Consider the following 14,023-nt stretch of genomic DNA (forward strand, 5'->3'; position numbering starts at 1 on the left):
AATCCTCCTAAAAGTTGAATTCACTTTAATGATAATAAATCTCATTATCAACTTGGTTTTTTGTGGGGGTATTTCACCCCACCACTAAAGGCAGCTCGATACATACTTTCAACCCGCCCAGTTGACTGCGGCTGGCGGTGATGCTGCCGCTGTGCTGGCGCACCGCACTTTCAGTGATCGCAAGCCCCAGTCCGGTGCCGCCCGAGTGACGATCACGAGCCGTCGAGACACGGTAAAATGGGCGAAAGATGTCCTGAAGTTCGCTGTCCGGCACGCCATCGCCATTGTCTTCGACCTGAATGCTCAGGATGTCGCCATGCTCACTCAACTGGACATCAACCTGATCCCGACCATAGTAAATCGCATTACGGATGATGTTTTCCACCGCGCTCATCAGCAGTTGTGGATTGCCGGAGATGTGACGATCAGGAATGGCGGAGAAAGTCAGGGTTTTACCCATTTGCTCGGCCTCAAACTGGCTGTCGCTCAGCAGCTCTTCCCACAGACTGGACAACGGCTGCACTTCGCGACTGAGGTGGCTGTCGGCCTGCATGCGCGACAGCTCGAGCAGTTCACCGATCATGGTTTCCAGCCGCTGGGCTTCGGTATCAATACGCTCCAGCTCCTGACTGTTGCCCTGTTTGCGCACCGCCAACGCGTTGGCCATCCGTAAGCGGGTTAAAGGAGAGCGCAACTCATGTGAGATATCCGACAGTAGACGCTGCTGACCGGAAATCATCTGGTTGACCGCTTCGACCATCTGGTTGAAGCTGGCGCCGGCCTGACGAAATTCTGAGGTGCCTTTTTCCAGCTTCGGGTCGACGACAAACTCGCCGCTGGCGACCCGGCGTGCGGCCAGTTCCAGTTTGCGTGCGGGTTGACTGAGCGCCCAGGCCAGCCACAGTAGCAGCGGCGTACTTACCGCCATGACTGCCAGCAGCAATTGGAACGGCTTATCGAATAGACGCAGCAGAAACGGCGGCGGCTCATTCCAGCGGAAACCGAAGTAGAGCCGCAGATCCTGATTGGCCAGAGTGATGGGGAGCGGGCCACCAATCATATAGCGGCCGTAGAGGCGCTGTTTAGGCGGTGAGTCCGGTTCAATACCGGTGACGAAGTTTTGCAGCGCCTTGAGTTTAAAATCGGTGTGACGGCGAGTTGTAAGGATAGTGCCGTCGGTATCGGACAGAAACAGGCGGGGCTTGGGATCGCGAGGGCCGCCTTCATGGGCGTCAAGGCGAAACAGAATCCGACTGAGATCGGTTTCGTTGGCAAAACGCTGCTCAACCCGATCGCGCGCCTGCTGCATGCGCTGCAGGTGGTCGGCGGGAATGTCACGCGCTTTGCGAGGGTCGAGGTGAGGCAGTGACAATACCGCGAGCAACACCAGAGCCATGGTGAACCAGAAAATCGCAAAGATCCGCCCGTACAGGCTGGTGATTTTCGGCAGACGCATCAGTCCTCCTCAACCAGCAGGTAACCGCGACCACGCAGGGTTTTGATGCGCGATTTGCCATCTTCGCGTTCTGGCAGTTTCTTTCGCAGGTTGGAGACATGCATATCAATGGCACGATCAAAGGGCGCAAGACGTTTTCCCAGCACATCCAGACTGAGGGCGTCTTTGGTCAGAGTCACCCCGGGGTTTTGCACTAAGTGCGTCAGCAGGGCGAATTCGGTGGTGGTCAGCTCGAGCAACTGACCGCTGCAGTAAGCTTCCTGGCGTCCGGGAAAGATTTCGATGTCCTGATAACACAGGCTGTCGCTGTGGCGGCCACTGGCTTTGTGCTGGGTGCGACGCAAGATGGCGCGGATCCGGGCCAGTAGCTCACGGTCGCTGAACGGTTTAGGCAGATAGTCATCGGCGCCGAGTTCCAGACCCACCACGCGATCAATTTCTTCGCCTTTGGCCGTCAGCATCAGCACCGGGGTTTCCCAATCGTGACGCAGACGTTTTAAGGTTTCCATACCGTTGAGTTTTGGCATCATCACATCCAGCAGGATCAAATCGATTTCCTCAGACAGCGCTGCCAGACCGGCTTCGCCGTCGTTGGCCTCCGAGACAGTGAAGCCTTCAAAGCTCAGGACTTCCTGCAGCAGACTGGTCAGCTCGGTATCGTCATCAATTAAAAGAATGTGCGCCATGGGTGTGCCTCTGTTATCTCGCTCTGGTCTTATATTACTGCGAAAAATGATTGGGTTTCAGCGCGATTTTCACTCTTTACGATTCTTTACGCTGGCTAAACGTTGCTTTACTCACCACGACGTATTCTACACTCAAGCGCTGCAGAGAGCGGCATGCATGAACAAGACTATCCTCAAGAGGGACTGATTATGAAAATGGCAAAGAAAATGATTCTGGCGGCGGTCGTTCTGCCACTGACTCTGGGCACCGCGAGTGCGTGGGCATTTGGTGGTAAAGGCGGCGAAGGTCATCACGGTGGTGAGTTCGGCAAATGTGCCTCTGACCGGGGCATTTTTAAAGAGCTGAATCTAACGGACGCGCAGAAGGACCAGCTCAAGACGATGCGTGAACAAGGGCGTCAGGAGATGCGAGCTAAGTTTGCCGGCAATAACGAAGCACGTCAGGCTGAAATGCAGGCGTACCATGCTCAGGTCCAGCAATTGCTGCTGGCCGACAATTTTGATCAGGCACAAGCCAACACACTGGCCAAACAGATGGTCGAAAAGCAAACTGAGCGCCGGGTACAAATGATGGCCCGTCAGCACAAGATGCTGAGTGTGTTGACGCCGGAGCAGAAAACCCAGTACGCGGAACTGAAACAAGAGCGTATGCAGGAGTGTCAGGCGAAAATGCACGAGCGGATGCAAAAGCGTGCCGAGCAAAAATAACGCGATACCGACCTCAAAAAGGCAGCTTAAGGCTGCCTTTTTTGTTTCACAATGAGCACGTTATACTTGATAGATTATTCTGGTTATTGTGAACACGTTATGAAGAAAGACTATGCGCGCCTGGTGACCCTGGCGGCCTGGACTGCGGCGATGGTCGCGACCTTGTTACTGATCGTGAAAATCTTTGCCTGGTGGGTGACCGGTTCTGTCAGTTTGCTGGCGTCACTGATCGACTCGCTGCTGGACATTGCGGCGTCGGTGGTCAACCTGATCGTGGTGCGCTATGCAGTGCAGCCGGCCGATCGCGAGCACACCTTTGGCCATGGCAAAGCCGAATCGCTGGCCGCACTGGCGCAGGCGATGTTCATTTCCGGCTCAGCCTGTTTTCTGATCCTCAATGGGGTGGACCGCTTCTTTCGCCCGCACGAACTGACCTCACCGGAATACGGGGTGTACGTCAGCCTGTTTGCCATTGTGGTGACGTTTGCGCTGGTGCGTTTTCAGCAGTACGTGGTGCGCAAGACCGGCAGCCAGGCGATTGCTGCCGACTCGCTGCATTACCAGTCGGATCTCTACATGAACATCGCGATCATGGTGGCGTTGGGGTTGAGCTGGTTTGGCCTGAAACAGGCGGATGCGGTGTTTGCGGTCGGGATCGGGATCTACATTCTCTACAGTGCATTCCGGATGATCACCGAAGCAACTCAGATCCTGCTTGATCGACAGTTGCCGGAGGAAGAGCTGGAGCAGATCCGCTTGTCCTGCCTTGAAGTGGACGGCGTGTTGGGTGTACATCAGTTGCGAACCCGGATGTCCGGGCCAGTGCGATTTATCCAGTTGCACCTGGAACTGGAGGACCAGATTCCGTTGATTGAAGCACATCGTATTTCTGACGAAGCGGAAGAAAAATTGTTACAGCTTTTTCCTGAAGCGGACGTCTTAATTCATCAGGATCCTTTCTCGGTTGTGTTTGGTCCGGAGCGGGCGCAAAAACGTGAAGACTTCTAGTAGCACGAGGTTTACGCGACAAACCGACAGTTCTTGGCTATCTTTTCTGCTGCGGAAGAAATAAACCTGATTCTGATGTGCATCAACAAAGTGTTCGCACAAAGCTGTAATACTTTTACATAAGTAGAAAACTTACATGATTTCGTGCAAATAACAGTAGTATTCCTTTGCGGTAAAGGTAACATAAAGCACAGTTTCTGAGGGTGGCTCAGTCGGGCGGCCTGAATCAAAATTTGATATTAAATTCCCAAAAATCGAGGGTGAGCATGATTAAGAAGATCGGTGTACTAACAAGTGGCGGTGACGCACCTGGTATGAACGCTGCGGTTCGTGGCGTGGTTCGCACGGCACTATCTGAAGGTCTGGAAGTATACGGTGTATACGACGGCTACCTGGGTCTTTATGAAGATCGTATCGTCAAGTTGGATCGTTCGAGCGTATCGGATGTGATCAACAAAGGCGGTACGTTCCTGGGCTCTGCTCGTTTCCCTGAGTTCAAAGACGTTGCGGTACGTGAGAAAGCGATTGAGAACCTGAAGAAACACGGCATTGATGCGCTGGTGGTGATTGGTGGAGACGGTTCGTATATGGGGGCGAAAAAGCTGACTGAAATGGGGTACCCATGTATCGGTCTGCCGGGCACCATTGACAACGACATTGCGGGAACAGATTACACCATCGGTTACCTGACGGCACTCAACACAGTGATCGACGCGATTGACCGTCTGCGTGACACGTCGTCTTCGCACCAGCGTATTTCTATCGTGGAAATCATGGGCCGTCACTGTGGTGACCTGACCTTGATGTCGGCGATTGCGGGCGGATGTGAATACATCATCACCCCGGAAACCGGTCTGGATATGGATAAGCTGATCAACAACATTCAAGATGGTATCGCCAAAGGCAAAAAGCATGCGATCATCGCACTGACTGAGCTGATGATGGATGCGAACGAGCTGGCGAAAGAGATTGAAACGGCGACTGGGCGTGAAACCCGAGCTACTGTACTGGGTCACATCCAGCGCGGTGGTCGTCCAACTGCATTTGACCGTGTACTGGCATCTCGCATGGGTAACTTTGCGGTTCACCTGCTGCTGGACGGACACGGCGGCCGCTGTGTTGGTATCCAGAAAGAACAACTGGTGCACCACGACATCATCGATGCGATTGAGAACATGAAGCGTCCGGTACGTGAAGATTTGTACCAGGTGGCGAACGAACTGTTCTAAGCACCGACTCATCGAGATGAAAAAAACCACCCGTCTGGGTGGTTTTTTTATGCTATCTACGTCTCGCTGCTGTGGCGTGGTGGTACTTTACGACTGCGAAAGCGCTGATGGACGCCGCGGCGCAGCGCCTGAAAATGGTTTTCGGCTTTGTCGACGCCGAGCAGCACACTCAGGGCCAGCACAGTGATCAGGATCGACTGCTGCCAGTAACCCAGGCCGATCATCATCCCCAGCGCGGCCAGTACCCAGATCACCGCCGCAGAAGTAACACCGTGGATTTTTCCGTCCATGGTCATCATGACGCCTGCACCGAGAAAGCCGACCCCTGTGATGATCTGGCCGAGTACCCGGGCCTGATCTAAGGTGTTGGGCGAGAGCGTGACCGCCATCGACATGAACAGATAGGTACCGGCGATGACCAGAATCGAGGTGCGGATACCGACGGGCTTCCCCCGGGTCTGCCGCTCGGCGCCGATCAGAGCGCCGTTTAGGGCACAGCAGAACAGGGCCAGCCAGCTAAAGGGCCCCAGGTCAAAAAATGGCGCGATGGAAATTGGCATATTGGCCTCCCAAAAGCGCGGAGTATGCAAAGATTCACGGCCGGGTGCGAACAAATGTTTTTAATCGACACGAACAGGTTTGTTGGTGTTATTCCAGATGCAAATCAAGTGGCGTTTTGCTTGCCCGGCCGCCGATTTCCCGTGTCAGGGTCGGGACTAAATAGCCGGATACCCGTGCAATCAGACCGGCCATCAGTGCGCGGGCGTCGTCATCGGAAACAAAAAAGTGGGCCGCGCCCTGAACTTTGTCCAGGACATGCAGGTAGTAAGGCAGAACACCGGCATCAAACAGGGCTTCGCTGAGAGCAACCTGACTATCGACGTTGTCGTTGACGCCTTTGAGCAGAACACTCTGGTTGAGCAGTGTTACACCGGCGACTTTGAGCTTGCGCAGGGCGTTCCCCAGATCGTCATCAATCTCTTGGGCATGATTGATGTGCGTCACCAGCACCACCTGCAGACGGCTGGTGGCCAGCAACTGACACAAGGTGTCGGTAACCCGGGCTGGGATCACCACCGGCAATCGGGTGTGGATCCGCAGCCGTTTGATGTGGCGGATGTCGGCGAGGTGCTCCACCAGCCAGGTCAGCTCATGATCTTTGGCCATCAGAGGGTCGCCCCCAGACAGGATCACTTCGTTCAGCTGGGGCTGTGCGGCGATGTAATCCAGACTCTGCTGCCACACCGATTTATTGCCCTTGTTGTCCTGATAAGGGAAGTGGCGGCGGAAACAGTAGCGGCAGTTGATCGCGCAGCCGCCTTTGACGATCATTAGCGCGCGGTTACGGTATTTATGCAGCAGGCCGGGGACGGCGTTGTTTTGCTCATCCAGCGGATCAGTCGAATACCCCGGCTGCACGTCAAACTCTTCAGACAGCGGCAGGACCTGACGCAAAAGCGGGTCGTGAGGATTGCCTTTTTCCATTCGATCGACAAAACTTTGTGGCACACGCTGTGCGAAGAGCGTTTTTGCGTCAAATCCGTGTTGCCAAGGTGATGGGTCGATTTCAAGTTGCTTCAGGAGCTGGAGCGGATCCGAGATCGCGTTTGCCAGCTGTTTGAGCCAGTTTTGCTCAACAGAATCAACTTTTCGGGTTATTATGTGCGGCATTAAATTTAACTCGAAGAATGGTAAGAGGAAAAAATGGCTACAGTTAGCACGAATGAATTTAAAGGCGGTCTTAAAATTATGCTTGATAATGAGCCTTGTGTCATTCTCGAAAACGAGTATGTCAAACCGGGCAAAGGTCAGGCATTCAACCGTGTAAAAATCCGTAAACTGCTTTCTGGTAAAGTTCTGGAGAAAACCTTTAAGTCTGGCGATTCTGTTGAAACCGCTGACGTAATGGATATCGATCTGGACTACCTGTACAACGACGGTGAATTCTACCACTTCATGAACAACGAAACGTTCGAGCAAATCGCAGCAGACATGAAAGCGGTGGGCGACAACGCGAAGTGGTTGGTGGAAAACAACACGTGTATGCTGACTCTGTGGAACGGTAACCCGATTGCAGTGACGCCGCCAAACTTTGTTGAACTGGAAGTGGTTGAAACGGATCCGGGCCTGAAAGGCGATACACAGGGTACCGGTGGTAAACCAGCGACACTGACCACAGGCGCGGTTGTACGCGTTCCGCTGTTCATTCAGATCGGCGAAGTGATCAAAGTGGACACACGCTCTGCGGAATACGTGGGTCGCGTGAAGTAATCCCGCTAGGATTTGGAAAAAAGGTCACTTCGGTGGCCTTTTTTGCGTTTTGCGGCGGATTCATTGATGTGCCACAATCTTCACTACCTCTTAGGGCATTATGATAAGGTCCATGAAACAGTCATTACGTATCTGGCTTGATGCCGCCCGGCCAAAAACTTTGCCACTGGCGCTGGTCTCTATTCTGACCGGCAGTGTGCTGGCGTTTTCTTTTGGTCAGTTTTCTCTTCCGGTCGCATTGTTGGCGTTTGTCACCGCGACCTTATTACAGATTTTGTCAAACCTGGCGAACGATTACGGTGATGCGGTCAAAGGCACCGACAACGATAAGCGCCTGGGGCCCATGCGGGCGATTCAATCCGGGGCGGTGTCACTGGCGTCGATGCGTCAGGCGATCGGCATCAATATTGTGCTGACCATCATCGCGGGTCTGGCGTTGGTGCTCTACGCGCTTGACAGCTTGCACAGTATTCTGGCCTTTATTGCACTCGGTTTGCTGGCGATTTTGGCCGCGATTGCTTATACCGTGGGCAACAAACCCTATGGCTATGTGGGACTGGGTGACATCTCCGTGTTCATCTTTTTCGGTTTGCTGGGGGTTGCCGGTACTTATTTCCTCCACACCGGACGCATTGACGCGGCGCTGAGTCTGCCAGCAGTCGGCTGCGGTTTGCTGGCGGTTGCTGTGCTTAATATTAACAACATGCGTGATATTGAAAACGATCTGGCGTGTGGTAAGCGCACCGTGGCGGTGCGTCTTGGGCAGACCCGGGCCAAGCAGTATCACTTTGTGTTGTTGGGGGGCGCGGTGCTGGCTTTTGCGCTTTATCTGGGCTTACAACCGGCTCCGGTGTGGATCAGCTTACCGTTTCTGCTCAGCCTGATCGTAACCTACAAACACGGCAAAGCGGTCTGGCACGCGGATCAACCGGCTCAGATTGCACCAATGATGCCAGTGGTCGTTAAGTGCTCTCTGGTGACTAACCTGTTGTTTGCAGGAGTGGTTATAGCTCAAACAATCACGAGTTAATTGCGGGTTGTCATTGCATTGACTTAATGACCAGATATACTCGGAAGTAATTACTATCAGTAAGAGAAGACATGCTATGGAATACAATACCTCAGCGTTATGCGATATCTATCTGGATCAGGTGGATGTTGTCGAACCTATGTTCAGCAACTTCGGCGGCAGTGCGTCTTTTGCCGGTCAGATTACGACGGTTAAGTGTTTCGAAGACAACGGTATGATCCGCGAAGTCCTTGAGCAGGACGGGTTGGGCCGGGTGCTGCTGATTGATGGTGGGGGCTCATTGCGCCGGGCGTTGATTGACGCAGAGCTGGCTTCTCTGGCTGAAGAGAACGAATGGGAAGGTATCGTCGTGTACGGCTGTGTGCGAGAAGTGGACGAACTTGAAGACATGAGCATCGGCATTCAGGCGCTGGCGTCGATTCCGGTCGGAGCAGTGCAGCAAGGCATCGGTGAAGTCGATGTTGCGGTCAATTTCGGCGGCGTCACTTTCCTGCCGGAAGATTATCTGTATGCCGACAACACTGGCGTTATCCTCTCTCAAGAGCCGCTGGATATTGAAATCGAGCGCGACGAAGAAGAAGAACTGGAAGTGCTGTAACGACCACCATTTCTGAAAAGAAAACCGACCGGAGGTCGGTTTTTTTATGTCTGTGGTTCGCTCGAACGCAGTGAATGGTGTTGTCGACGCAGGCGCAGCGCGTAAAGATAACCAAATAAGCCACCGAGGATGTTGCCCAGCGCAATGCCGCCAAACAGGCCTTCAACGTCATGGAGCTGACTACCCAGCCAGGCTGACGGCAGGGTAAATACGAACAGACGCATAAAGCTCCACTGGAAAGCATTGAGCGGTTTGTGCAACGCATTCAATCCGGACACCAGCATCATCACGGTACCCTGAAAACCATAACTGAATGGCACCACCAACAAGTAGTGCCACAGCAGATCGCGCACCGTTTGCTCCTGAGAAAACAACGCCGCCAGAGGAACACTGAGCGGCACCATGGCGAGAAACACCAAAAACTGAAACGCGATTGAAAAGCGCATGCTCAGAAACAGACCACCAAAGCTGCGCTGCGGATTCCCGGCGCCGAAGTTTTGCGCCATAAACGGCGTCAAAGCTGAGGTCAGGGACATCAGAACCAGGATCAAAATTGACTCAATGCGTTGCGCGGCGCCATACGCGGCAACGGCGGCGGTGCCGTGTGAGGCCAGCAGCATCATCAGGACCGCACCGGCCAGTGGGTTCATGGCATTGGACAGCGCTGCGGGGGTACCGATTTTGAGGATTTGTTGCCAGTCGGGCAGCAGCCGAGACAGGCTGGGCATCGCCAGTAGCTTCTCGCGTTGCAGCAAGATATACAACGAGCCAATTAAGGCACCGAGCCAGCTCATCGCGCTGGCAATAGCGGCGCCGCGAATGCCCAGCTCCGGAAAAGGCCCGTAGCCAAAGATCAACAGAGGGTCGAGAATGCCGTTGATCAAACCAGCCAGCATCATGATCTTCGCTGGGGTTTTAGTGTCGCCAGTGGCGCGGATCACGCTGTTGCCCGCCATCGGGATCACCAGCAGTGGGATGGTTAGATACCAGATGTCCATATACTGGTGGATCAAGGGCAGAAGGGTTTCATCGGCGCCAAGGGCCAGAAACAACGGGTCGATGCTCACCAGTCCCAGAGCGGACGCCAGCATTACCAGCACTACCGCCAGTAACAGACCATGGCTGGCAACCCGAGCGGCATGTTTGGTATCCCCCTGACCGAGCAAACGGCCGATACTGGTAGACAGTCCCATACCGATGCCCATGGTGATGCAGTTCACCGCGAACGTGACCGGGAAAGTAAAACTGATCGCAGCCAGCGCCTGGGTACCGAGCAGGGAAATAAAGAACGTGTCCACCAGGTTAAACATCAGGATCGCCACCATGCCGAAGATCATCGGTACGGTCATTTGACGCAGCACATCGGGAATGGGGGCCGTGAGCAGGCCGTGTTTATCGTGCATAGGTGGTACAGCAGCTGGAGAAAAAAGCTAGGATACTCGCAACCTGTGTCGGAGACAAACCAGAAACAAAAAAGGCCGGCAAATGCCGGCCTTCTCTATTCGAACTTGGTTCGAATCGCGCTTACGCTTTGGCTTTTGCCGCAGCTTTGGCGATTGCTGCAAAGCTTTTCGCGTCCAGAGATGCGCCGCCAACCAGGGCACCGTCGATGTCTGGCTGTGCAAAGTAAGCTTCTGCGTTTTCTGGTTTCACGCTGCCGCCGTACTGGATGATGACTTGTTCTGCAACCGCTGCATCTTTAACGGCGATCAGAGCACGGATAGACGCGTGAATGCGTTGTGCATCGTCAGCTGTTGCGGCTTTACCAGTACCGATTGCCCAGATTGGTTCGTAAGCGATGATGGCGCCGTTCAGAGCGTCAACGCCGTAGGCGTCGATCACTGCATTGATTTGACGTGCACATACGGCTTCGGTTTCGCCCGCTTCGTTTTGTGCTTCCGTTTCACCGATACAGAATACCGGCGTTAGGCCGTTTTCTTTCAGGAACGCGAATTTCTGAGCAACAAACTCGTCTGATTCTTTGTGGTAATCACGACGCTCAGAGTGGCCGATGATGATGTGAGAAGCACCGAAATCTTTCAGCATGGCTGGAGACATGTCGCCCGTGTACGCGCCACTGTTGTGCAGGTCAGTGTTCTGTGCACCCAGGATCATTTTGTTGCCGCCTTCTGCGATCAGACGCTCAGCCAGATCCAGGTACAGTGCGGGTGGAGCAACCGCTACGTCAACGCCAGTCACGCCTTCAAGTTCCGCATTCAGACCAGTCAGCAGTTCAGTGACCATTGCTTTACTGCCATTCAGTTTCCAGTTACCCATCACTACAGGACGACGCATAGGAATATCTCCCTTATCTTTAATGTAAAAAGTGTATGAATGTAAAAAATCAACGTAATTGCGAAAGAATATAACAGAATAAATCGGCCAGATCATGATTCCAGTCATGTCTTTATGGAATGTCGCGACCGCTTGCGAGTGATCTGGTAAACAGAATCATAGTGCAGTGCTCGGATTTTGCCGCCCGACTTGCTATTACTGAGGCTTGGTTTACGACAATACTTTGCGAAATAACAGTAAGGAAGCACAATGCCCAACCTTGTCATGGAATACTCAAACTCAGTGGAAGAGCGCGTCAATATTCCCGGATTGCTGGACGATTTACATCAGGTCGCGTTGAAAAGCGGTTTGTTTGAGCTAGCGTCCGTCAAATCCCGCGCCGTGCGCATCAATGACTGGTTGATTGGTGAAGAAGGGGACAGTGTTGATTTTATCCACCTCAGTTTTGAGCTCTTGGCAGGGCGTACTGAAGAGCAGAAACGTGACTTGTCCCGCCAATTGATCGATACCCTGCAAAGGCAAGCCAGCCATGTTCGTAGTCTGACGGTGAATATTCGTGATATGGATAAAGCCTGTTTTCAGAAAGTGGTAAACTAAACCGTTGCTTCTGGAGATACGATTTCCGGGGCGTGAATATTCTGCAGGTGAAAACGATGTCGATACAACAATTGTTATTTTCTTTCCAGGGCCGGGTGGGGCGTCAGACTTACTGGCTGTGGAATCTGGCGTATTACGCCGCGATTGTGCTGTTTGCTGCCGCGGTCAATAAACTGTTTCCCGGCATCGCGCATCTGGTGTTGCCGGTGTTTTTGTTGCTGGTGCTGATCCCGGATCTGGCGATCACTGCGAAACGCTGGCATGACCGGGACAAATCAAGCTGGTGGTTGCTGTTGAACGTGCCGCTGGTGGTGGCGCGTCTGGCGGTGCCGGTCGGCGAGCCGACTCAGATGGCGCAGCCGGATTTATGGCAGACGCTGATTTCTCTGGCGTCGCTGCTGTGCGGTGCCTGGATCCTGGTCGAGTGTGGTTTTTTGCGCGGCAGTGACGGGGACAACCGTTACGGCAGAGCGCCGCATTGAGAACAACAAGCCCGGTCGTGCCCGGGCTTGGTTTTATTTACGCAGCAGGATTTCTTCTACGGTATGATTCGCGCCTTTGCGCAGAATAAGCTGCGCCCGCTCTTTGGTGGGTAAGATATTTTGCTGCAGGTTAATGCCGTTGATCGATTGCCAGATGTTCCGTGCTTTGTCGACCGCTTCCTGTTCGGTTAATTGAGTATAGTGACTGAAGTAGGAGCCGGGTTTGGTAAATGCGCCCTGGCGGAATTTCAAAAAGCGTTCAACGTACCATTTTTGGATCAGCTCGCTTTCGGCATCGACGTAGAGCGAGAAATCGAGAAAATCGGAAATAAACACCCGGTGGGGGTCGTGGGGATAGTCCATCCCACTTTGCAGGACGTTTAGCCCTTCGATGATCAGTACGTCTGGCTGGTCGACCACTTTCACTTCATCAGTAATGTCATACGTCAGGTGTGAATAGACAGGGGCAATCACATTCGGCTTGCCGGCCTTAACGTCGGAAACGAACTGCACCAGACGTTTCATGTCGTACGATTCCGGGAAGCCCTTTTTCTTCATAATCCCGCGCTCCAACAACACCCGGTTCGGATGGAGGAATCCATCGGTGGTGATCAGCTCGACCTTCGGGTGGTTTTCCCAGCGAGACAACAGCGCTTTGAGCAAACGGGCTGTCGTGCTTTTACCGACAGCAACACTGCCAGCAATGCCGATCACGAACGGCGGAGCGACATGGGTGTTCCCCAGAAACTGGTTCAGCACAGTATTGCGGCTTTGGCGGGCGGCGACGTACAAATTGAGCAGACGCGACAACGGCAAATAGATTTCGACAGCCTCTTTCATGGTCAGGTTTTCGTTGATGCCCTGCAGCTCTTTCAAGTCGTCTTCAGAAAGCGTCATAGGAACAGAGTTACGTCGTTCTGCCCATTGATGACGGCTGAAAGAAAGATAAGGACTCATAAGCTACTCTGTCGAAATCGAAATAATAAGAGGAGCGAACATACAACAAGGAGCCGATAATGCAAACGACTTAGGCTGCAGAAATGCCTTAAAAGACGAAATTTGCGTGAAAAATCAGCAAACACGCTGATTTTTGGCAAAATCCACAATTTTTTCGCTTTTGCTCTTGCAACCCTGAAAATCATTCAATAGAATGCGCACCACTTATGCCGACTTAGCTCAGTAGGTAGAGCAACTGACTTGTAATCAGTAGGTCACCAGTTCGATTCCGGTAGTCGGCACCATTCTCTCCTTTATAGTCGTGAGAATGGCGAAAATTTGGAGGGGTTCCCGAGTGGCCAAAGGGAGCAGACTGTAAATCTGCCGGCACTGCCTTCGATGGTTCGAATCCGTCCCCCTCCACCATATTCCAAAGGAAATAGCTCTCAGAGTTACGTGTTGCGGGCATCGTATAATGGCTATTACCTCAGCCTTCCAAGCTGATGATGCGGGTTCGATTCCCGCTGCCCGCTCCACTCAATTTAGAGTGCTGATATAGCTCAGGTGGTAGAGCGCATCCTTGGTAAGGATGAGGTCGGCAGTTCGAGTCTGCCTATCAGCACCAGCTCTAAGCAAAGTTTTCCTTTTGATATATACTTTATTACCAATAATTTTTGGTTGCGTGGTCATTCAAGCCACCTAAATCCGTACCTAGAGGGACAACTCA

General features: G+C 53.1%; 15 protein-coding genes and 4 tRNA genes. 12 read left to right on the forward strand and 7 right to left on the reverse strand.

What is annotated here, in order from left to right; all coding sequences use genetic code 11:
• Positions 1–73: 73 nt before the first annotated feature.
• Positions 74–1,456, reverse strand: a complete 1,383-nt coding sequence (gene cpxA / locus VPR01S_RS20270; RefSeq protein ID WP_021707248.1) for an envelope stress sensor histidine kinase CpxA — start codon at positions 1,454–1,456, stop codon at positions 74–76.
• Complete coding sequence (locus VPR01S_RS20275; protein WP_021707249.1) at positions 1,456–2,142, reverse strand: response regulator; 687 nt, start codon at positions 2,140–2,142, stop codon at positions 1,456–1,458. Before VPR01S_RS20275 ends, cpxA begins: the two co-directional genes overlap by 1 nt.
• A gap of 189 nt (positions 2,143–2,331) precedes the next feature.
• Between VPR01S_RS20275 and VPR01S_RS20280 the strand changes: the two genes are divergently transcribed.
• The 3 genes from VPR01S_RS20280 to pfkA all read left to right on the forward strand — a co-directional run bounded on the left by VPR01S_RS20280 (position 2,332) and on the right by pfkA (position 5,087).
• On the forward strand, positions 2,332–2,850 hold the full coding sequence (locus VPR01S_RS20280) for a CpxP family protein (RefSeq protein WP_021707250.1): 519 nt from the start codon (positions 2,332–2,334) through the stop codon (positions 2,848–2,850).
• 99 nt (positions 2,851–2,949) lie between these two features.
• On the forward strand, positions 2,950–3,858 hold the full coding sequence (gene fieF, locus VPR01S_RS20285) for a CDF family cation-efflux transporter FieF (RefSeq protein WP_040903218.1): 909 nt from the start codon (positions 2,950–2,952) through the stop codon (positions 3,856–3,858).
• 266 nt (positions 3,859–4,124) lie between these two features.
• A complete protein-coding gene (gene pfkA, locus VPR01S_RS20290) occupies positions 4,125–5,087 on the forward strand; it encodes a 6-phosphofructokinase (protein ID WP_021707252.1) in 963 nt (320 codons plus the stop codon).
• 56 nt (positions 5,088–5,143) lie between these two features.
• On the opposite strand, the gene VPR01S_RS20295 is transcribed toward pfkA, so the two are convergent.
• Both VPR01S_RS20295 and epmB read right to left on the reverse strand, forming a co-directional pair.
• Positions 5,144–5,647 (reverse strand): MgtC/SapB family protein, encoded by a 504-nt coding sequence (locus tag VPR01S_RS20295; protein ID WP_021707253.1) that lies wholly within the window; start codon positions 5,645–5,647, stop codon positions 5,144–5,146.
• A gap of 88 nt (positions 5,648–5,735) precedes the next feature.
• Complete coding sequence (epmB, locus tag VPR01S_RS20300) at positions 5,736–6,758, reverse strand: EF-P beta-lysylation protein EpmB (RefSeq protein WP_021707254.1); 1,023 nt, start codon at positions 6,756–6,758, stop codon at positions 5,736–5,738.
• Positions 6,759–6,791: 33 nt separating this feature from the next.
• On the opposite strand from epmB, the gene efp reads away from it, so the two are divergent.
• From efp to rraA, 3 genes are all read left to right on the forward strand, one after another.
• Positions 6,792–7,358: an elongation factor P gene (efp, locus tag VPR01S_RS20305; protein WP_021707255.1), complete on the forward strand. Its 567-nt coding sequence runs from the start codon at positions 6,792–6,794 to the stop codon at positions 7,356–7,358.
• Between the two features lie 112 nt (positions 7,359–7,470).
• Positions 7,471–8,388 (forward strand): 1,4-dihydroxy-2-naphthoate polyprenyltransferase, encoded by a 918-nt coding sequence (locus tag VPR01S_RS20310; protein WP_021707256.1) that lies wholly within the window; start codon positions 7,471–7,473, stop codon positions 8,386–8,388.
• A 76-nt stretch (positions 8,389–8,464) separates the two neighbouring features.
• Positions 8,465–8,986: a ribonuclease E activity regulator RraA gene (gene rraA / locus VPR01S_RS20315; protein ID WP_021707257.1), complete on the forward strand. Its 522-nt coding sequence runs from the start codon at positions 8,465–8,467 to the stop codon at positions 8,984–8,986.
• 44 nt (positions 8,987–9,030) lie between these two features.
• Here rraA and VPR01S_RS20320 read toward each other — a convergent pair whose 3' ends face one another.
• Together VPR01S_RS20320 and tpiA are read right to left on the reverse strand one after the other, a co-directional pair.
• On the reverse strand, positions 9,031–10,389 hold the full coding sequence (locus tag VPR01S_RS20320; protein ID WP_021707258.1) for an MATE family efflux transporter: 1,359 nt from the start codon (positions 10,387–10,389) through the stop codon (positions 9,031–9,033).
• Between the two features lie 121 nt (positions 10,390–10,510).
• On the reverse strand, positions 10,511–11,281 hold the full coding sequence (gene tpiA / locus VPR01S_RS20325; protein WP_021707259.1) for a triose-phosphate isomerase: 771 nt from the start codon (positions 11,279–11,281) through the stop codon (positions 10,511–10,513).
• Positions 11,282–11,530: 249 nt separating this feature from the next.
• Here tpiA and VPR01S_RS20330 point away from each other — a divergent pair, with 249 nt between their 5' ends.
• Both VPR01S_RS20330 and VPR01S_RS20335 read left to right on the forward strand, forming a co-directional pair.
• Positions 11,531–11,878 (forward strand): 5-carboxymethyl-2-hydroxymuconate Delta-isomerase, encoded by a 348-nt coding sequence (locus VPR01S_RS20330; RefSeq protein WP_021707260.1) that lies wholly within the window; start codon positions 11,531–11,533, stop codon positions 11,876–11,878.
• A 56-nt stretch (positions 11,879–11,934) separates the two neighbouring features.
• Positions 11,935–12,360, forward strand: a complete 426-nt coding sequence (locus VPR01S_RS20335) for a DUF805 domain-containing protein (RefSeq protein ID WP_040903221.1) — start codon at positions 11,935–11,937, stop codon at positions 12,358–12,360.
• 33 nt (positions 12,361–12,393) lie between these two features.
• On the opposite strand, the gene coaA is transcribed toward VPR01S_RS20335, so the two are convergent.
• Positions 12,394–13,317, reverse strand: coding sequence for a type I pantothenate kinase (gene coaA, locus VPR01S_RS20340; RefSeq protein WP_021707262.1), 924 nt, complete (start codon positions 13,315–13,317; stop codon positions 12,394–12,396).
• A gap of 208 nt (positions 13,318–13,525) precedes the next feature.
• On the opposite strand from coaA, the gene VPR01S_RS20345 reads away from it, so the two are divergent.
• From VPR01S_RS20345 to VPR01S_RS20360, 4 genes are all read left to right on the forward strand, one after another.
• Positions 13,526–13,601, forward strand: a tRNA-Thr gene (locus VPR01S_RS20345).
• A 36-nt stretch (positions 13,602–13,637) separates the two neighbouring features.
• A tRNA-Tyr gene (locus VPR01S_RS20350) sits at positions 13,638–13,722 on the forward strand.
• Between the two features lie 35 nt (positions 13,723–13,757).
• Positions 13,758–13,832, forward strand: a tRNA-Gly gene (locus VPR01S_RS20355).
• Between the two features lie 13 nt (positions 13,833–13,845).
• Positions 13,846–13,921 (forward strand) — tRNA-Thr (locus VPR01S_RS20360).
• Positions 13,922–14,023: the final 102 nt, after the last annotated feature.

It is taken from the genome of Vibrio proteolyticus NBRC 13287 (assembly GCF_000467125.1).
Lineage (GTDB): Bacteria > Pseudomonadota > Gammaproteobacteria > Enterobacterales > Vibrionaceae > Vibrio > Vibrio proteolyticus.